19 protein-coding genes are annotated in these 18,299 nt (G+C 67.5%); 5 read left to right on the top strand and 14 right to left on the bottom strand.

What is annotated here, in order from left to right; genetic code table 11:
* Window positions 1-7: 7 nt before the first annotated feature.
* The 3 genes from AC1D02_RS12005 to AC1D02_RS12015 all read left to right on the top strand — a co-directional run bounded on the left by AC1D02_RS12005 (window position 8) and on the right by AC1D02_RS12015 (window position 2,646).
* The gene (locus AC1D02_RS12005) at window positions 8-256 is read left to right on the top strand and encodes a hypothetical protein (RefSeq protein WP_477317035.1); all 249 of its coding nucleotides are present in this window, start codon (window positions 8-10) and stop codon (window positions 254-256) included.
* 78 nt (window positions 257-334) lie between these two features.
* Window positions 335-1,519, top strand: a complete 1,185-nt coding sequence (locus AC1D02_RS12010; RefSeq protein ID WP_477317037.1) for a tetratricopeptide repeat protein — start codon at window positions 335-337, stop codon at window positions 1,517-1,519.
* A complete protein-coding gene (locus tag AC1D02_RS12015; RefSeq protein WP_477317039.1) occupies window positions 1,516-2,646 on the top strand; it encodes a HupE/UreJ family protein in 1,131 nt (376 codons plus the stop codon). The genes AC1D02_RS12010 and AC1D02_RS12015 overlap by 4 nt, the downstream gene beginning before the upstream one ends.
* A gap of 129 nt (window positions 2,647-2,775) precedes the next feature.
* On the opposite strand, the gene AC1D02_RS12020 is transcribed toward AC1D02_RS12015, so the two are convergent.
* Window positions 2,776-4,989: a hybrid sensor histidine kinase/response regulator gene (locus AC1D02_RS12020; RefSeq protein WP_477317041.1), complete on the bottom strand. Its 2,214-nt coding sequence runs from the start codon at window positions 4,987-4,989 to the stop codon at window positions 2,776-2,778.
* A gap of 138 nt (window positions 4,990-5,127) precedes the next feature.
* Here AC1D02_RS12020 and AC1D02_RS12025 point away from each other — a divergent pair, with 138 nt between their 5' ends.
* Complete coding sequence (locus tag AC1D02_RS12025; RefSeq protein WP_477317043.1) at window positions 5,128-6,420, top strand: NCS2 family permease; 1,293 nt, start codon at window positions 5,128-5,130, stop codon at window positions 6,418-6,420.
* Here the strand turns inward: AC1D02_RS12025 and AC1D02_RS12030 are convergent.
* From AC1D02_RS12030 to AC1D02_RS12065, 8 genes are all read right to left on the bottom strand, one after another.
* Window positions 6,417-6,851 (bottom strand): universal stress protein, encoded by a 435-nt coding sequence (locus tag AC1D02_RS12030; RefSeq protein WP_477317045.1) that lies wholly within the window; start codon window positions 6,849-6,851, stop codon window positions 6,417-6,419. The two genes, AC1D02_RS12025 and AC1D02_RS12030, sit on opposite strands and share 4 nt — an antisense overlap.
* Window positions 6,852-6,994: 143 nt before the next feature.
* The gene (locus AC1D02_RS12035) at window positions 6,995-7,360 is read right to left on the bottom strand and encodes a DoxX family protein (protein ID WP_477317047.1); all 366 of its coding nucleotides are present in this window, start codon (window positions 7,358-7,360) and stop codon (window positions 6,995-6,997) included.
* A 127-nt stretch (window positions 7,361-7,487) separates the two neighbouring features.
* The gene (locus AC1D02_RS12040) at window positions 7,488-7,805 is read right to left on the bottom strand and encodes a thioredoxin family protein (RefSeq protein WP_477317049.1); all 318 of its coding nucleotides are present in this window, start codon (window positions 7,803-7,805) and stop codon (window positions 7,488-7,490) included.
* Between the two features lie 54 nt (window positions 7,806-7,859).
* Window positions 7,860-8,045, bottom strand: coding sequence for a hypothetical protein (locus AC1D02_RS12045; protein ID WP_477317051.1), 186 nt, complete (start codon window positions 8,043-8,045; stop codon window positions 7,860-7,862).
* A 206-nt stretch (window positions 8,046-8,251) separates the two neighbouring features.
* Window positions 8,252-8,869: a TOL_0243 family YfiR-like periplasmic protein gene (locus tag AC1D02_RS12050; RefSeq protein ID WP_477317053.1), complete on the bottom strand. Its 618-nt coding sequence runs from the start codon at window positions 8,867-8,869 to the stop codon at window positions 8,252-8,254.
* A 2-nt stretch (window positions 8,870-8,871) separates the two neighbouring features.
* Window positions 8,872-10,785, bottom strand: coding sequence for a TOL_0244 family TonB-dependent receptor (locus tag AC1D02_RS12055; protein WP_477317055.1), 1,914 nt, complete (start codon window positions 10,783-10,785; stop codon window positions 8,872-8,874).
* A gap of 125 nt (window positions 10,786-10,910) precedes the next feature.
* A complete protein-coding gene (locus tag AC1D02_RS12060) occupies window positions 10,911-11,234 on the bottom strand; it encodes an antibiotic biosynthesis monooxygenase family protein (protein WP_477317057.1) in 324 nt (107 codons plus the stop codon).
* 215 nt (window positions 11,235-11,449) lie between these two features.
* Window positions 11,450-11,980, bottom strand: coding sequence for an SCO family protein (locus AC1D02_RS12065; RefSeq protein ID WP_477317059.1), 531 nt, complete (start codon window positions 11,978-11,980; stop codon window positions 11,450-11,452).
* A 334-nt stretch (window positions 11,981-12,314) separates the two neighbouring features.
* Here AC1D02_RS12065 and AC1D02_RS12070 point away from each other — a divergent pair, with 334 nt between their 5' ends.
* Window positions 12,315-12,782 carry a GNAT family N-acetyltransferase gene (locus AC1D02_RS12070; protein WP_477317061.1) on the top strand — a complete coding sequence of 156 codons (468 nt, stop codon included), beginning with the start codon at window positions 12,315-12,317 and terminating at the stop codon, window positions 12,780-12,782.
* Between the two features lie 40 nt (window positions 12,783-12,822).
* Here AC1D02_RS12070 and AC1D02_RS12075 read toward each other — a convergent pair whose 3' ends face one another.
* The 5 genes from AC1D02_RS12075 to xth form a co-directional block, all read right to left on the bottom strand.
* Window positions 12,823-14,505: a hypothetical protein gene (locus AC1D02_RS12075; RefSeq protein WP_477317063.1), complete on the bottom strand. Its 1,683-nt coding sequence runs from the start codon at window positions 14,503-14,505 to the stop codon at window positions 12,823-12,825.
* A gap of 14 nt (window positions 14,506-14,519) precedes the next feature.
* A complete protein-coding gene (locus tag AC1D02_RS12080; protein ID WP_477317065.1) occupies window positions 14,520-15,653 on the bottom strand; it encodes a hypothetical protein in 1,134 nt (377 codons plus the stop codon).
* 69 nt (window positions 15,654-15,722) lie between these two features.
* A complete protein-coding gene (locus AC1D02_RS12085) occupies window positions 15,723-16,394 on the bottom strand; it encodes a toll/interleukin-1 receptor domain-containing protein (RefSeq protein ID WP_477317067.1) in 672 nt (223 codons plus the stop codon).
* Window positions 16,395-16,405: 11 nt separating this feature from the next.
* Entirely contained in the window at window positions 16,406-17,203 is a 798-nt protein-coding gene (locus AC1D02_RS12090) for a c-type heme family protein (RefSeq protein WP_477317069.1), read from the bottom strand.
* 261 nt (window positions 17,204-17,464) lie between these two features.
* Window positions 17,465-18,253 carry an exodeoxyribonuclease III gene (xth, locus tag AC1D02_RS12095; RefSeq protein ID WP_477317071.1) on the bottom strand — a complete coding sequence of 263 codons (789 nt, stop codon included), beginning with the start codon at window positions 18,251-18,253 and terminating at the stop codon, window positions 17,465-17,467.
* Window positions 18,254-18,299: the final 46 nt, after the last annotated feature.

Consider the following 18,299-nt stretch of genomic DNA (forward strand, 5'->3'; position numbering starts at 1 on the left):
AGACACAATGGATAAATTCAAACTGCGCTCCATCGCCATTGTGGTGATTGCCGCGGCGGGCCTGGCGGCCTGCAGCAGCGGGTCGGAGACGAAAATCCTGCCGGCGCCCGATCCAACCGCGCCGTTGCTGATCGATACCTTCTTCGCAGCCGTTTCTGGTATCGTTTCTTCATCAACCGAGGACGCCGAGCCGAAGGACATCACGTCCATCGTCGCCACCGCGCCTGAAGACAAGGAGCCGGAGCCACTGAGTTAATCTCACGCACCGCTCGCACTGCCGCAGCTGGAACCGCAGTCCCGAAAGGGCCGGTTCCAGCTTTTTTGCAAGGGTCCCATGAACGTCTCATTCCTTTTTCGATGGATGTTTGCCGCGCTGCTGTCCGCGTCGTGCGGCGCCGCCGTTGCCACTCCCTACATTCCCAAAGACGGCAAGCAGGTGCTCGAACGTTTGCCCAGCCGCGCCGACCCGGTGCAGCGCGAGCTGATGCAGCTGCGCGCCGCCTTGTCGGCCACCCCGAACGACCTGCCGCGCGCAGCCGCGCTGGCGCAGCGCTACATCGAACAGGCGCGCACCGAAGGCGACCCGCGCTACCTGGGCTACGCGCAGGCGGCGCTGGCGCCGTGGTGGAAGCTGCCGCAGCCGCCGAACCAGGTGCTGGTGCTGCGCGCCACGCTGCGCCAGAGCACTCACCAGTTCCAGGCCGCGCTCGCCGATCTCGACACGGTGCTGAAACAGGACAGCGGTAACGTCCAGGCCTGGCTGACGCGCGCCACGGTGCAGCAGGTGATCGGCGACTACGCCGGCGCCAAGGCCAGCTGCGTGCGCCTGACCATGCGCGCGCCTTCGCTGGTCACGCAGACCTGCCTGGCCAACGTCGCCAGCGTCAACGGCGATGGCCGCGCCAGCTATGCGCGCCTGAAGGCCACGCTGGAACGCCAGCCGGACATCGATCCGAACCTGCGCAGCTGGGTCGAGACGCTGATGGCCGAAATGGCCGCGCGGCTAGGCGAGGACGCCGACGCCGAGGCGCTGTATCGCAAGGCGCTGGCCGCCGGCGAGCCAGACAGCTACCTGCTCGGCGCCTGGTCCGACTACCTGCTCGATCACGGCCGCGCCGCCGACGTGGTGAAACTCCTGAAGGACAAGGGGCGCGTCGACGCGCTGCTGCTGCGCTATGCGATCGCACTCAAGACGCTTGGCGCTCCCGAAGCGAAGGCGCAGTCCGATGCTTTGCGCGCCCGCTTCGACGCCGCCATGCTGCGCGGCGACACCGTGCATCAGCGCGAGCAGGCGCGCTTCGAACTGGCATTGCGCGGCGATCCGAAGGCCGCCGTCAAGCTGGCCATGCTCAACTGGGCGGTCCAGAAGGAGCCGGCCGACCTGCGCATCCTGGTTGATTCAGCCGTCGCCAGCGGCGACCCCGCTGCCTCCAAGGCCGCGCTGGACTGGATCGCGCAGACGCACATCGAAGACCGCGCCATCGCGGCCCGAGCGGCGAAGCTGAAGGCGGCGCCATGATGCGCCGCCTGGTCATCGCGCTGTTCGCGCTACTGGTCGCGGCGCCGGCCCTCGCCCATAAACCCAGCGACAGCTACCTCACTCTGAAGGTCGAAGGCAGGCAGGTCACCGGCCAATGGGACATTGCCTTGCGCGACCTCGACATGGCCGTCGGCCTGGATGCCGACGGCAACGGAGAACTGACATGGGACGAGGTGCGCGCAAAGCATGCCGACATCGCCGCCTACGCGATGTCGCGGCTGTCCATCGCCGTGCCGCAGGGAGGCGCCTGCCCGCTGGCCGTCACCGAGCACCTGATCGACGACCACAGCGACGGCGCCTACGCGGTGCTGCGGCTGCAGGCGGCGTGTCCGGCCGATGCGGCCGCGCTGGATGTCGATTACAAGCTGCTGTTCGACATCGACCCGCAGCACAAGGGCCTGCTGCGGCTCGAACACAAGGCGCTGACCTCGACCGCGATCTTCACGCCGGACAGCGCGCACCAGTCGCTGCAAGTGGAAGGCGCGGCGCGCTGGCGCCAGTTCGCCGACTACGTCAGGCACGGCGTTTGGCACATCTGGATCGGCTTCGACCACATCCTGTTCCTGCTGGCGCTGCTGCTGCCGGCGGTGCTGGTCTGGCGCGACGGCAAATGGGACGGAGGCGCCAGCTTCCGTGCGGCTTTCATCGACGTGCTGAAGATCGTCACCGCCTTCACGCTGGCGCACTCCATCACCCTCAGCCTGGCGGCGCTGGGCGTGCTGTCGATCCCGTCGCGGGCGGTCGAATCGGCGATTGCGCTGTCGGTGGCGCTGGCGGCGCTGAACAACATCTGGCCGCTGTTCCACGGGCGCCGGGCGACGGCGGCATTTTGCTTCGGCCTGATTCACGGCTTCGGCTTCGCCAGCGTGCTGCTCGACCTGGGCTTGCCGGCGTCGTCGCTGCTGCTGTCGCTGGTGGGATTCAACGTCGGCGTCGAACTGGGCCAGCTGACCATCGTCGCGATCTTCCTGCCGCTGGCGTTCATGGCGCGCCGCACTGGGTTCTACCGCAAGGCCGTGCTGGTGGGCGGATCGGCGCTGATCTTCGCGATCGCCGCCGTGTGGCTGGCCGAGCGCCTGCTGAACCTGAAGATCATCACGCCATGAGCGCCGGCCGTGCGCTGATGGCGGTGTTCTTCATCGTCGCCGGCGTGCTGCGCGTCGCGGTCAAAAATGGGGTCAGGTCCGGCGGACCTGACCCCGGGGTTGACGCCGCAGCTTGAGCTCCCTGTTGATCTATCGAGGCTTCGCGAGCAGGCGCAGGATCTGCGCCGGTTCGGCGGGCTTGGCCAGGTGCTCGTCGAACCCGGCCAGCCGCGCGTCTTCCTTGTCCTGCGCCTGGCCGTAGCCGGTCAGCGCGATCAGCGTCGCGTCCGCGAACTGCGGCATCGCGCGCAGGCTGCGCGCCAACTCATAGCCGGTCATGTCCGGCAAGCCGATATCGAGGATGAACGCGTCGGGCCGCTCGAACGCCGCCCATTCCAGGGCGCCCGCGCCGTCGTAATAGGTGCAAACGTGATGGCGTCCCGCCGCCTGCAGGAACAGCGACAGGCTGATCGCGCCATCGATGTTGTCGTCGACGATCATCACCCGCAGCGGTTCCTGCTGGCCGGCCGCGCGCTCCGGCGGCTGGCGCCGTTCGCCGGCTTGCAGTTCACCGCGCGGCAGCGTCACGCTGAAGATGCTGCCCTGCCCCGGCCCCGCGCTTGCCGCGTCCACCGTGCCGCCGTGCAGCAGCACCAGGCTCTTGACCAGCGCCAGGCCCAGTCCAAGGCCGCCCTGGGCGCGGTCCGGCGTGCGCTCGCCTTGCGTGAACAGGTCGAAGATGTGCGGCAGCAGTGCGGGCCCGATGCCTTCGCCGCTGTCCTGCACCGTCACTTGCAGCGCGTCGGGCCGCGCCAGCACCGCCAGCCGCATTTGGCCGTTCGGCGGCGTGTACTTGGCCGCGTTATTGAGCAGGTTGGCGAACACCTGGATCAGGCGCGTCGCATCGCCGCGCAGCGGCAATGGGCCGGGCGGCAGGTCGAGCGTCAGCTGGTGATGCTTGGCGTCGAACAGGCCCTGGGTCTGCTCCACCGCGCGGTCGAGCACCGCCTTCAGGTCGATCTGCTCCAGCGTCAGCGACACCAGCCCGCGCGTGACGCGCGAGACGTCGAGCATGTCGCCGAGCAGGCGGTTCATGTGCTCGACCTGGCGCGCGATCACTTCGCTGGCGTAGCGCACGCGGTTCTCGTCGACCGCGGGGAGCCTGAGCAGCTGCGCCGCGGTGCTGATCGGCGCCAGCGGATTGCGCAGCTCGTGGCCCAGCATCGCCAGGAACTGGTCCTTCGCGGTATTCTGCTGTTCGGCGGCGATGCGCGCCCGCTGCTCGCGCTCGAGCAGCGCCTGGCGTTCGCGCTCGCTGTTCTTGCGGTACATCTGCGCATGCGCCAGCTGCAGGCCGGCCGCGTGCAGCGCGGCGTGCAATTCGTTGACCTCGGCCACGCGCGAATGCTGCTGCGGCGGCGGGATGCCTTCGCCCAGTGCGGATGCCGCCCCCACCGCGCGCCGGATCGAACGCACGTGCAGGCGCCCGAAGAACCCGGCCAGGCCGCCGGCCAGCACCACCGCCGCCAGCAAACCCAGGGCCGCCAGCAGCGCCGCGTGGCGCGCCGAGCGTTCGACCAGGTCGACCGGCGCGGCCACCGCGACCAGCCAGCCCGACAGCGACGAGTGCGTGAACACGTCGTACGATTCGACGTTTTCCAGTGTCATGTGGCGGATGCGCCCCTGCGGCGCCGCGCGCGCGGCGGCCACCAGTTCGGGCCGCGCCGGCTTGCCCACCAGTTCGGCGGCCTTGCGGCTGCGCGCGATGAAATGGCCGGCATCGTCGACGATCGCGATCAGCCAGCCCTGCGGCGCGTTCGGCAGCGTGATCAGCTGGTTGAAATGCTCGGTGCTGAGCGCCGTCGCCAGCACGTAGCGCCGGCCGTCGGCCAGTTCGACCGGCACGTTGACGGTGGCGATCAGCCGCTTGCTGGCGGGCCCGTCGACCAGGTTCGACACCACGGTCTTGCGCGAGGCGAGCACGCGGCGCATCAGCTCCGGCTGGAATCGTTTCGGCAGCGCCGCGCCGAACGGCACGTAGGTGTTGATCAGCTCGTCGCCGTCGGGATCGGCCAGGAAGGTCCAGCTGGTGGCGCCGCGGCTGGCGGTTTTCGCCTCGCGGTAGAACGCCGCCATGTCGCCCCTGGCAAGCGACGGCGACGCCGCCAGCACGCGCAGCGCCGCCTCCGCGCTATACAGTTCACGGTCGACCAGCAGCGCGACGCCGCGCGCGGTCTCGTTCAGGCCGCGCAGAGCCGCATCCTTCTCGGCGCTTTGCAGCATGTTCAGCGCGAGACCGGAAAACACCACGACGGGAACGAGGATCCCGGCCGCCATCATGAAAAGGTATGCGCGAATTTGCATAATTTGGATCGCGCAGGGGACGCGGAATTCGGGATCTCAGTGGAAAAAGGTTGCCCATCATAACAGCGTTGGCCGGCGCGCCCCAAGCGCCGTTGCCAATATATACTGTCGAGCATCGCAGCCGTTCAGGAGAACACCGTGTCGCTGGAAACCTTCTTCAAACTCAGGGAAAACGGCACCGACGTGCGCACCGAACTGGTCGCGGGGCTGACCACCTTCCTGACTATGGCCTACATCATTTTCGTCAACCCGTCGATCCTGGGCGACGCCGGCATGCCCAAAGAAGCCGTGTTCGTCGCCACCTGCCTGGCCGCGGCGCTCGGCACGGCGATCATGGCGCTGTACGCCAACTACCCGATCGGGATGGCGCCCGGCATGGGCCTGAACGCCTACTTCGCCTACGCGGTGGTGCTCGGCATGGGCGTGCCGTGGCAGTCGGCGCTCGGCGCGGTGTTCATTTCCGGCTGCCTGTTCGTGCTGGTCAGCGTGCTGGGACTGCGCGAGATGATCGTCAACGGCATCCCGCGTTCGCTGCGCACCGCGATCACGGTCGGCATCGGCCTGTTCCTCGCGCTGATCGCGCTGAAAAGCGCGGGCCTGGTGGTGGCCAGCCCGGCCACCATGGTCACCGCCGGCGACCTGCATAAACCGACGGTGCTGATGGCGGTGTTCGGCTTCCTGCTGATCGTCACGCTCGACCGCCTGCGCGTGAAGGGTGCGATCCTGATCGGCATCATCGTCGTCACGGTCCTGAGCTTTTTCTTCGGCGGGAATACCTTCAAGGGCATCGTCTCGCTGCCGCCGTCGCTGGCGCCGACTTTCCTGCAGCTGAACGTCCAGGGCGGCCTGTCGATGGGCTTCCTCAACGTGGTGCTGGTGTTCTTCCTGGTCGAACTGTTCGACGCCACCGGCACGCTGATGGGCGTGGCCAACCGCGCCGGGCTTCTGGTCGAGGGCAAGATGCAGCGCCTGAACAAGGCCCTGCTGGCCGACAGCGTGGCGATCGTCGCCGGCTCGGCGCTGGGCACGTCCAGCACCACCGCCTACATCGAAAGCGCGGCCGGCGTGCAGGCCGGCGGACGAACCGGGCTGACCGCGCTGACCATCGCCGTGCTGTTCCTCGCCTGCCTGTTCATCGCGCCGCTGGCCGGCGTGGTGCCAGCCTACGCGACCGCGCCGGCGCTGCTGTTCGTCGCCTGCCTGATGCTCAAGGATCTGGGCGAGATCGAGTGGACCGACACCACCGAAAGCGTGCCGGCGGCGATCTGCGCGATGGTCATTCCGTTCACCTACTCGATCGCCGAGGGCATCGCGTTCGGCTTCATCACCTACGCGGTCCTGAAGTTGACCACCGGACAGGCGCGCATCGTCAAGCCGATTGTCTGGGTGATCGCGGCGGTGTTCGTGTTCCGCTTCGCCTGGCTGCGCTAAGACTTGCCGGAGGCGACCAGCACGCTGCAAGGAGCGCGCTCGAGCAGCGCCGCTTCTTCGGCTTCGCCCCACCATCGCTGCAGCCTGCTGCGATGGTGGTGGCCCACCACCACCAGGTCGCAGCCGAGCGCGCGCACGCAGGTGGCGATGTGGCCGACCGGGTCGCCGAACACCAGCTGGCCCTGGACGTCGAGATTGCGCGCCTGAAGCCACTCGACGCCTTCGCGCAGGATCCGCATCGCGGCCTGCTGGTGGTCGTCGGGAAGATGGGTGGCGCCGAGCGGTTCGGCCGCGACGTCGGCGCCGCGGCTGCGCAGGATGGCCAGCAGATGGGTGTGCGCCTTCATCGACAGCGCCACTTCGGCGCCCTCCTTCAGCGCGTTGCGGCCTTCTTCGCTACCGTCGTAGCACAGCAGGATGTTGCGGTACATTGTGAATCTCCCACCGGGAGATTGTAGCGCAAGCGCGCCAGGGTTTCAGCGCGGGCCGGTCTCTTGCAGGCGCAGCAGGGCTTCTTTGCTCCAGCGCTCCGAGCGGGAGCCCGATGAGTTCCTCCTGCACCAGGCGCGCAACTTCACCGACGCGGGCGGTCGATCGCGGGCGCCTCGGCGCCGTAGCGCACGAACACCAGCAGGCCGCCGGCCATGGCCAGGTTCTTCATGAAGTTAATCATCTGCATCTGGTCGCCGAAATTCATGTGGAAGATCAGCGCCGACAGCACCGAAAAGCCGGCCAGGGCGAGCGCCACCCAGCGCGTCTGGAAGCCGAACAGCAGGGCCAGGCCGCCGCCCAGTTCGGTCAGGATCACCAGCGGCAGCAAGGCGCCGGGCACGCCCATCTTGGCCATGTAGGCCTGGGTGCCCGCGTAGCCGGTGATCTTGCCGATGCCCGAGATGATGAAGATCTGCGACATCAGGATGCGCGCTACGAGATTGATCATGCTGTTCATCGTGTTCCCCCTGGTTGGATCGCAACTCAAGCATACGGGATGTTGAATTGGCATGCAATCAGGATAATGAACCATGCGCGCGCGCGCGGACGGGTCCTGCGGAACCGACCCCGGTCAGTCACGCGGCTGCGGCGAGCGCTTCGGCCACTTCGGCGCTGTCTGCCGGCCGCACCACGCGCGCCACTTCCTGGCCATCCTTGAGCACCACCACGGTGGGCCACAGTTTGACCTTGAACGAGCGTCCCAGCTTGCGTCCCGGGCCGTCTTCGACTTTGATGTGCTTCACGCCCGGCCGCGCGGCGAGCGCCTGCGCGATGTCGCCGGCGGCGCCTTTGCAAAAGCCGCACCAGTCGGTGCCGAATTCGAGCGCGACCGCGCCCGCCATCGCGTCGATCTCGGCGCGCTCGGGCTGCTTGGTGTCGTATGGTACAGGCATGAATATTCCCCGCTGTTGGCAAACCGCCAGCCTACCGCAAAACGGCGCGCCGCGTCATCCCCGTGCAACGGCGCCGGAGCCGGCGACCCGGTGCCCCTGCTGGCGCGACAGCACCCGCGCCGCCAGTTCGTCAGGAATCCCGCGGCTGGCGTAAAACTGCCGCGCAACGGTGTCGCCATGCGTCTTCTGGTAGGTCAGGCCGAGATCGATCAGCACTGTCAGGATATGGTTGGAGGCCAATCGGCGTTCGGTGGCTGGGCCCTGCGCTTGCATGAGACTGAGTCTGAAATCGTGTGTCATGTCGAGGACCGATCCGCACGTGCCGGCAGGCAGCAACTGCCTTGGTGCGCAAAGTTATGCAAGCTGCATATTTACTTCGATGGTGCGCCGAAACCCAAACGGTGTCAATTTTTTGTGACGACCGGCGGCACAGTGTGGTGGAGAGTTCAGCGCGCCGCGCGCTGCACCTTGTGGGCCACGGCGAGCAGGCGCGAACTGAGCTTCAGGTTGCTCTTCTCGGCCGCTTCCAGCGACACTTCGAAGCGCACCCGTTCGTCGATCACGCGGAAATTGATCACGCTGTCCTGGCGCAGGTTGCGCGCCGTTTCGGTGACTGTCAGGATCGGCAGATGACGCACCGGCGCCAGCGCCCGCTCAATGTCGGTGGCGTCGTCGTCGGCGATGAACAGCAGGTGCAGCTTGCCCGGCGCTTCGCCCTGGCGCAGCCTGCGCACGACGACGTGGCGCCCGTTCATGCCGCGTCCCGCGGTGATCCGGCCCAGCTCCTCGGCCACCGCGTCGTCGCCCATAACGCCGATTACCAGCGGCTCGCCGGCGGCCGGCGCGGCGTTCTCGGGGAAATCGACGTAGCCGAGGAACTTGACCAGGAACGCGGCCTTGACGCTGCGTTCGAGGTTGGCGATGTCGGCGCCGGACTGCGCGCCGACGGCGTTGAAGCAGACCAGGGCCAGCAGCATGGCGCCGGCGGCCAGCGCCGGCAGCCAGTGGCGCGGATGCGGCCAGCGCGGCGCGAACTGCGCGGCACGGGAGTTCAGGATGGCCATGGTCAGAACCGCTGGGTCAGTTTCAACAGGACGCTGCGCTCGAACACGCTGCGGTTCGCCGGGCCGCCGAATTCCACGTGCGAGCGGTGCAGCAGGTTCTGGCCGATCAGCGAAATCTCGGTGTCGCGGCGGAAGGCCCACGACCAGCGCGCGTCCATCTCGTAGTACGCCGGCACCGCGGGCTTGGGCAAGCTGCCGGAGTAGCGCAACGTGACGTCGAGCTGGCTGTTGTCGCTGATGTCCTTCGATGCGCGCAGCAGCCAATGGCGCCCCGGATCGTTGGTGGTCAGGCCGGTGGTGCCGGACGAATCCTGGCTGCCGGCGGAGAGCCCGGTGCGGATCGACTGCTGGACCACGCCGCCCGCCAGGTGCAGCGTCTCGGTCGGATGCCAGCGGCCCCACAGCTCGATGCCGCGCACGCGGCCTTCGCCGAAATTGCGGAACGCGACGCCGCCGCCGGCCAGCGGCTCGAGGGTGCGCAGGCGGTCGTAGTCGGCGTAGAACGCGGTGGCCGAATACGAGAACAGCGCGGACGGCTGCGAACGGAAGCCCAGTTCGAGCACGTTGGCGGTCTCGGAGATGAAGTCCGGGCCGCCGGCGATGGAGTAGCGCGGCACGCCATTGACGATGGCGGGCACCGCCGGCGAGTAGAAGTCGTGGTCGATGCGCGACGGCGCGCGCACCGTGCGCGAGAGGCTGCTCCACAGCAGCGACGACCCGGTGGGCGACCATCCGAGCCGCACATTGGGCAGGAATTCGGCGCCGGTGTAGTTATTGTGTTCGGCCTTCAGGCCGGCCGTCAGGCGCAGCGCGTCGGTCAGCGCGATCTCGTCCTGCGCAAACAGGTTCCCGGTATGCAGCGTCAGGCGATCGGGCAGGAAGGCGAAGCCGGCGCCGTTTTCGATCCGGTCCTTGGCGACCCGGTAACCGGCGCCGACCGACAGGCGATGCGCACCCGCCTGCAGGTTGTACTGGGCCTGGGCGTCGACGGTGTCGAGGTATTCGACGAAGGCGTTCGGCTGATTGCGCTCGGTGTGGTCGATCAGGACCTGGACGCGGTAATCCTGGCGCTCGCCGTGGTGGCCCGTCAGGCTGGCGTTCAGGTTGGCGCCGGCGATGCCGATGTCGCGCGTGCCGCTCTGGTGCAGCGAGCCCTGGTAGGCGTCGCCGGACAGGGTCGCGCCGCCGCCTTCGAGGTCCCAGTCGGCGCGGAAGCCCGCCTGGCGGCGCTGGTAGCCGGTATGCGTGCTGGCGCCGGCGGCGTTTTCGGTATCGTCGTTCTGGCGGTACTTCGCGTACAGCCGGTAGTTGGCATGGGCGCCCAGCGCGGCGCCGTAGCGCATGGTGCCGGCGCGTTCATCGGCGCCGGCGATGATCGCGGCGCGCCCGCCCGGCACGTCCTTGGCGGACTTGGTGATCACGTTGATGACGCCATTGACCGCGTTGGCGCCCCAGATCGTCGAACCGGGGCCGCTGATCACTTCGATGCGCTCGATATCGTCCATCACCAGGTCCTGGGCGTCCCAGAACACGCCGGAGAACAGCGGGCTGTAGACGCTGCGGCCGTCGACCAGCACCAGCAGCTTGTTCTCGAACGGGCTGTTGAAGCCGCGCGCGGTGATCGCGTAGTTGCGGGCGTCGACGCGCGCCACCTGCAGGTTCGGCGCCAGGCGCAGCGCTTCGGGAATCGACTGCGCGCCGCTGCGGCGAATGTCGCTGGCGCTGATGATGTAGATCGAGGCGGCGGCGCGCGCCAGCTTCTCCTCCTGGCGCGACACCGAGGTGACGACCACGTTGCTGAGCTGTTCGAGCGACAGGTCGGTCAGTTCGCTGGCGCCGGGCGCGGCCAGCGCGGTCGAGGCGATGAGCGCGGTGCAGGCGGCGGCGATCAGGACGCTCTTGTTATGTGGGCGCATTGGATAACTTTTAGTTAATCGTGATTGGACAGCGGTGATTAGTTTCCGCACGGAATGGGAATTATAGGGTATTTGCCGGCGCGGGTCGCGCACGATGCACGTGCGCAAATACCACAGGAGCCCGGTCAGGCTGCGTTGAAATCGTAGTCGCGTTCGACGCGGCAAATGCGGGTCTTGTAGGCGGCGTACCAGTTGTCGCGGCCAAGCTTCTGCGCGACCAGGTGGGCGACGTCCTGCTTCCAGGCGGAGATGGATTCGAGGCTGGCCCAGTAGGAGACCGTGATGCCGACTTCCTCGCGCGCCGATTCGACGCCGAGAAAGCCGGGCTGGCGCGCGGCGCTTTCCATCATGGCGTCGGCCATGGCGCCGTAACCGTCGTCGCTGTCGGTGCGAAGCGAGGTGAAGATGACGGCGTAATATGGCGCTGCGGGCGTGGCGGCAATCGGCATTGGGGGCTCCTTGGTGAGAACCCGCATAGTATAACGGGGCCTGGCACTGCGGACCTGGCCCCGGCTGCCGCTTGCGCTGCAAGCAGGCGCCGCGCGGGCGCGCGACGCTCTGGCGCATGGTCGAGGTCAATTCTTCGAGCGAGGACGCGGTCTCTTCCAGCGCGCCGGCCTGCTGGCATTACTGCGGTATGCACCAAAATGGTGCAATTTTGGTTTCAGCGCCGTTCGAGCATCAGCGTCCTGATGTCATTCAGCAGCATCGCCGGATGCAGGAAGGACGTGCTGTAAATCTCGCGCACACTGCCGCCTGCGTCGATGAGGTAGACCTTCAGCATGTGGCTCAGCACCGGCGCGCGCTGGTTCGGGGACTGGGCAAGCACGTCGACGTCCTGGCCGAAGCCATCGAGCAGGGGCGCGAGCTGGCGCGCCGAGCGGGTGGTCAGGAAGTACCAGCGCGGCCCCCGGACGTCGCCCGCATCGGCGCCGCCATAACTGCGCGTCGCTTCCGGCGTGTCGAAAGCGGGATCGATACTCATGCTGACCAGGCGCACCCGGTCGCGCAGCGCCGAATCGGCGGCTAGCGCACCCTTCAGCGTGCGCAGGGTCGCATAGGCCAGCGGGCAGCCGCGCGCGTCGGTGCAGTAGGCGCAGATGAACGAGAACAGCGTGATTTTACCGGTCGTGAAATCGCGCAGCCGGTGCGTGCTGCCGTCACTATCGAGCACGGTGCCGTCCGGTGCGCGCATGATGTGTTCGAGCCGATAGCTGCCGGGCGCTGGAGGCGCGAAACCCAGTTTCGCCGCTTCGAAATCATGTTGACCTGGGAGCCGGCGTGCTTCGCACAGGTCTCCTTCGGCGCCTCCGAATTGGACAAATCGAACGGACGCTTTCGCGACGACCGCGCAGATCGAGAGAAGCGCGAGCGCGAACGCCCGCTCGATTGAGCTCATACGCATTGCCGATCTTCGTAAAACATGGCAGATCAGGCAGGTTTGCATGGCGGACGCGCATACGCAAGCTGGCAGTTAAGCGAGGATGAAAATTGCCCGTTCATGTGCATTTGCCTTAGAATCGGTGACCATGAAAATCCTCGCCGACGACCTGACCCATCCCGCCATCCACGCCCTGCTCGAGGAGCACCTTCGCAGCATGCACGAGCAATCGCCGCGCGAAAGCGTGCACGCGCTCGACCTGGAGCGGCTGCGCGACCCGTCGATCACGTTCTGGTCGGCGTGGGACGGCGACGATTTGCTTGGCTGCGGCGCCCTGCGCGAACTCGATGTGGCACATGGCGAGATCAAGTCGATGCGCACCCCGAACGCGTTGCGCCGGCGCGGCGCGGGACGGGCGCTGCTGGACCACATCGTCAAGGTGGCGAAGGAACGCGGCTACCAGCGCCTTTACCTGGAGACCGGATCGCAGGATTCGTTCCGGCCGGCGCAGCGCCTGTACGAAAGCGCCGGCTTCACCGCTTGCGGACCGTTCGGCGATTACAAGGAAGACCGCCACAGCATGTTCATGACGCTGGCGTTAGGTGAAAGTGTCTGACGGGGACGCCTGGTCCTTGCGGGGTCAGGCCCGGGTGCCGCTATTTGCCGTGCCAGCTTAACTGGCGCTCCAGGTACAACCGCAACCAGTTCGCATTCTCGTCCAGCACTTCCTTGCCCAGCGCCGCCAGCAGTTCGGCGGCGTCGGCCCCGGCCTTCAGCTCCTGGTCCGCGCGCTGGTACACGCCGCGCAGGTGCGCCGCCTGGCGCAGCGTCTCGGCGTGCGCCATCTTGCCGTTGAAAGACAGCCACGCCGCGCCGGTATCGGTCAGCAGCTTCATGGCGACGATCAGCATCACCATCAGCAGCGAGGTCCGCATGCCGCCATGCGCCAGCACCGCCAGTCCGGCCAGCGCGCACACCAGCCCTCCCGCCAGCAGCCACTGTCCACGCGCCTCCGCGCGCCGCTGCGCCACGCGGCGCCGCTCGATGTTGGGCCCTTCCAGATAGGCCAGCTGGTCGTCGATCCATGCCCGCGCCACCGCCGCAGGCGCCGCGCTTTGCGCCGCCGGCCGCACCGTCAGCGCATCGAGCGCGCGCCTGACCCACCCCATGTCCTCGCGCTGTTTGAGCAGGTAATGGTCGCTGACCAGCGCGCTGCTGCCGGACGCCATCCAGTAGATCTGCACGCGCAGCCCTTCTGCCAGCGCGCGGCATGCCAGATAGGCGTTGCGTTGTCCCGAGCGCGCCACCCAGAAGTAGATCCCCACGGCGAGCACCGCGCCGGCGCCATAACTGGCCGTTTCAATCAGTTCGCCATGTTCGTCATCGAGAAGGCGCAGCAGCGACGACGAGGCGGCCAGCACCGCCGCCAGCGCGATCGCGATCCATCCGCGCCGCCAGGTGCGCTTGGCGTCCTCGGCCAGCACGTCGGCGATGCCGAAGGCGGCCGTCAGCGCGCCAGTGCCTGGGAACGCCTGGAACCCGGCGCGCGCGCGCTCGACCCGCGCCGCGTAATCGGCTACGCCGCCGGTCAGGGCCGCCCGATGGCGCCGGTTCAGCTTGTCGATGTCGGCGCCGGCCACGCGGAAGTCGCCGCCCAGCATCAGCAAAGGCGCGCCGGCCGGCGATTGGCCGGTCGTGTCGGAGCCGCGCCGCGACAGCACGTGCAGCACGCACCCTTTCTCCGGCTCGGCCAGGCGCGCCGCCGATGCGCCGTCGCTGCCGCGCCGGAAGCCGCGCGTGCGGGCGTTCACCAGGTCCAGCGTGCCGCCCGGCTTGACCGGCTCGTCGCGGCCATCCCATACCACCACCACCACGCCGGCATGGATGGCCAGGTAGCGCGCCAGCCGCGCATACGGCGCGTTGGCCGGCGTCAGCGCCGCTTCCGAGGCGGCGTCGAGCTCGATGTGGGGGATCACGAAGACATCGGCGGCCGCGTCGAGATACGGCGCGATGCGCGCCTCGAAGCCGGCGCGGTCCGCCCCGCCCTGCTCCGCGCAGTAGGCGTCGAGCGGCATCGGCAGCGGCACGAGCAGGCGAATGCGCTCCGGCGCCGGGCTGGCGGCGCGCAGGCGCAGCACCTGCGCAGCGAACAGCTGGTCGGCGCCGTCTGCCAGCGGCGTCAGGAATTCGAGCGCGCTATGCGGCAACGCTTCGGCGACCATCCGCAACGCGGCGAACACACGCTCGCCAACCTCCGGCACGTCGTCCGGGTGCAGGTCGCGGTGGCCGCTCACGGCAACCACGAACGGCACCGCGCAGGGAAAGTCGGGCATGCTCATGTCGCGGCGGTCTCCTAACCGAGGTGGTACATGCCTTTTTCGCCGAACAGGCGGTGCCAGTCCTGCACTTCGGCCATCATCAGGTCGACCAGTTCGCCCAGCCGTTCCTGCAGCTGCGCGACGTCGTCGAGGGCGCCGTCCTGGTCCAGCCAGCCCTGCAGCCGGTTGGCCATCGCGCTGTAGCTCGCGGCCAGGCGCTCGGATTCTTCCTGCGCCACGAAGCCATGCAGCGAGGCGGCAAAGGCCGGCACGCCGGTGCAGATGATGGTCAGCACCGCCGAATGCCACCAGAAATGCACGATCACGGCCAGGATGGTCATCACGAAGGCGCCGACCGACACCTGGTGCACGCGATGCACGATGGCCTGTTCCTGCTGCGCGCGCAGGCAATGGTAGCGCAGCTGCTGGCCGGCCAGCAAGCGGGCGTAAGCCATGGCCTGGGCCGCATATTCCGCCGGCTGGGCCACGAAGCGCGCATGCAGTTCCTCGTACAGGCGCGCGCGTTCGGCACGCTGTTCGGCGCCCTGCTCGACGATCGCCGGATCCTCCGCCTTGTCGTGGTGGCTGACCAGCGCGGCCAGGTGCGGTGCGGTGGGCGCCGGCGCGTCGACCAGGTCGTCGCGTCCTTCGCGCGCCTGGCGCGCGTGCAGCGAATCGGGGCGCATCGCGGCCAGCACCGGCAGGCAGCGCAGGAACTCGCCGTGGAAGCGCAAGGCCAGCCAGTGGCTGTGCCAGTTGACCCGGTGCGCATTGCGGAAGGTCACCACCAGGACGATCAGCATCGCCAGTTCGGCCAGCACCAGAAGGTTCAGCACCGTGTTGTTGTTGACGACGGCGACGCCGCCGACGGCAAACAGCACCGCCAGCCCGGCGCACAGGTACAGCACCGTGTAGGCGTCGCGCGCGCAGCCGCCGATGCGCGCGGCCAGCGTGTCGGCGCGGCGCAGCGCCTCGGTCACCGGCGCCAGCATCGCCGACCCGACCAGCTGCGCCAGCGCGCGGCCGGCTTGCGCTTCCGAGCATGCCGGCGGCAAGGCGCGCGGCGACCAGCGCGCCAGCAGGATGCGGTTGCGGATGAAACCGCGCAGCCGTCCCGCGCTGCGGCAGCGGATGACGGGAGCGGAACGGGCTGGTGCACTTGCTGACATCGGTATTCCTGTTGATGCGCCGCGCCCGCCCCTGGTGGAGCGGCGCCGCTGAACTAAATGAGTGGAGGCTTAGGCAAGCGCGGCGTTGCAGCGCGCGACGAACTGCTTGCGTTCGTTGCCATCGTCGATTTCCATCGACAGCGCCGCGATCAGGCTGTCGACGGTGGCGGCGCTCGCCGCGCGGCGCCGCACCAGATGCTTGGCAATCGGGCCGAGCACGAGGGCCAGCACGCTTTCGACCTGGTCGAGGATGTGCGGCGCGATCGACGGTTGTGGAGTCGCAGCGGCAGGCGGCGGTGGAGGCGCGACCAAGGGCGGCGGCGCCGGCTCGGCGATGCCGCTTTCAAGCAAAGTCGCGATGCATTCGTGCAGCTGGCTGAGGTGGAACTCGAGCCGCCCGTCGAGCGCATCGAGCCAGTGCTGGGTGCTGATGAAGTATTCGAGGCTCTTCGACAGCGGCACGTTCTCGATCCGGAACGGCAGCACGTGCAGGCCCTTGTTCACGGCGCGCTCGACTTCGCGCCGCACCTGCGGCGACGAATTCGAGTTCGACGAAAACACCAGCACCAGCACGCGGGCGTTGTCCATCGCGTTGATGATCGCCTCGGCCCAGTCTTCGCTGGGGCGGATGTCGCGCGGCGCTACCCAGCAGCGCACGCCGTTCGCTTCGAGCTTGTGGCAGATCGCGTCGGCGTACACCTTGTCGGCGTGAGAGTGGCTGAGGAAAACGTCGTGCGCCATCGTCGCTCCGGTCAGGCGAGCATCGCCATCGCCTTTTCGAGGCTGCGGCGCATGCGGTTGAAGGCGGTTCCGAGCATGGCGATTTCGTCGTTGCCGCGGATGTCGAACGGCGGCGCGTCGGCCTTGCCGGCGCTGAGCGCATCGGCGATGCGGGTAATGCGGCGCATCGGGCGCAGCACCATCGCGTACAGCACCAGGTTTACCAGCAGCAGGATGATGGCGAAGGTGACGATCATGCCGGTCATGATCACGCGCTGGGCGCGCGCGGCTTGCGCCAGCGGCACTTCCAGCGGCACCGAGACGATCTGGCTACCGATGATTTCATTGTGCTTCCAGCCGAAGCCGTTCGACTCGCCGTACAGCGCCTTCATGGTGGCCGGGGCCGCGGCCGGCGTGCTGTGGCAGGACAGGCACTGGGCGTCCTTGATCTGGATCGGGCGCGCCAGGAACAGCGACTGGCCCGACGGGGTCGCGCGCTCGCCGACCATCTCCTTCAGCTCCGGATGGTCGCGCAGGTTGCGCACCACGTCCGCCTCCCACTCCACCACGCGGTCGCGCGGATTGGTGGGATTGAGCGTGGCTTCCTTGTAGCTGTAGTCCTTGTAGATTTCGTGCAGCTTGGCGAAACTCTGGGTGGCCGCGTACGACGGCACCGACTGCGGCAGGAATTCCTTCTCCAGCTGCTTGGCCAGCAGCGGCTTGATTTCCTTGCTGGTGTAGCTGCGCGCGGCAAGGGCCGCTTCCATCATCAGGCTGGCGTGGCTGAGTACCTCGCGCTTGGCGTTTTCCTGCAATACTTGATTAGTCAAGTATCCGGTCGCACCGAGCCCCGCCGCAAAGGCCGTGACAAGCGCCAGGTTGACTCTGATCAGCAATTTCATCTGGTTGGGTTCTTCGCGCTGCTAAAACGACAATTTTAGCAGCAAGATTATTGCAAGGGAACTAATTTTTAGCCATGGAAATCATGTACAAAGGCAAACTTCAACTGTTCTTTATATTTAGTCAAAGTATATGCACTCCGCCTATGCGCGTCGCATAAAATTGCGATTTTGTTGCATCCACGCCAATAATCAGCGCGCCTGTTCGCCCAGGTCCAGTTCGATCCAGGTCGGCGCGTGGTCGCTCGGCTTTTCGCGGCCGCGCACGTGGCGGTCGACATTGGCCGCTTTCAGCAGCGGCGCCAGCGCGGGGCTGAGCAGCAGGTGGTCGATGCGCAGGCCGGCGTCGCGGCCGTAGGCGTTGCGGAAGTAATCCCAGAAGGTGTAGATGGTCTCGCCCGGATGCATGGTGCGCAGCGCGTCGGTCCAGCCCTGCGCGACGAGGCGGTGAAAGGCTTCGCGCGTCTCAGGGCGGAACAGCGCGTCGTCGACCCAGCGCTCGGGCTTGTAGACATCGAGCTCGGTCGGCATCACGTTGAAGTCGCCGCACAGCACCACCGGGGCGCCGCTGTCGAGCAGCTTCGCCGCGTGCACGATCAGGCGCTCGAACCATTTCAGCTTGTAGTCGAACTTGGGGCCGGGCGCCGGATTGCCGTTGGGGAGATACAGGCAGGCGATCAGGATCCCGTCGACGATCGCTTCTATATAGCGGCTTTGCTCGTCATCGGGGTCGCCCGGCAGCCCGCGCCCTACTTCCAGTGGCTCGCGCCCGCGCGCCAGGATCGCCACGCCGTTCCAGCTCTTCTGGCCGTGCCAGATCGGGCAGTAGCCGGCCTCGCGGATCGCGGCCTCGGGGAATTTCTCGTGCGGCGTCTTCAGCTCCTGCAGGCAGGCGACGTCGGGCTGGGTCTCGGCCAGCCATTCGAGCAGGGCCGGCAGGCGGGCGTTCATTCCGTTGATGTTGAAGGTGGCGATGCGCATGGTCTCTCCGCGATTGGTCGGGCAACCCGCCTATTGTGACCGCAGA

The organism is Massilia sp. P1_C10, from assembly GCF_056406475.1.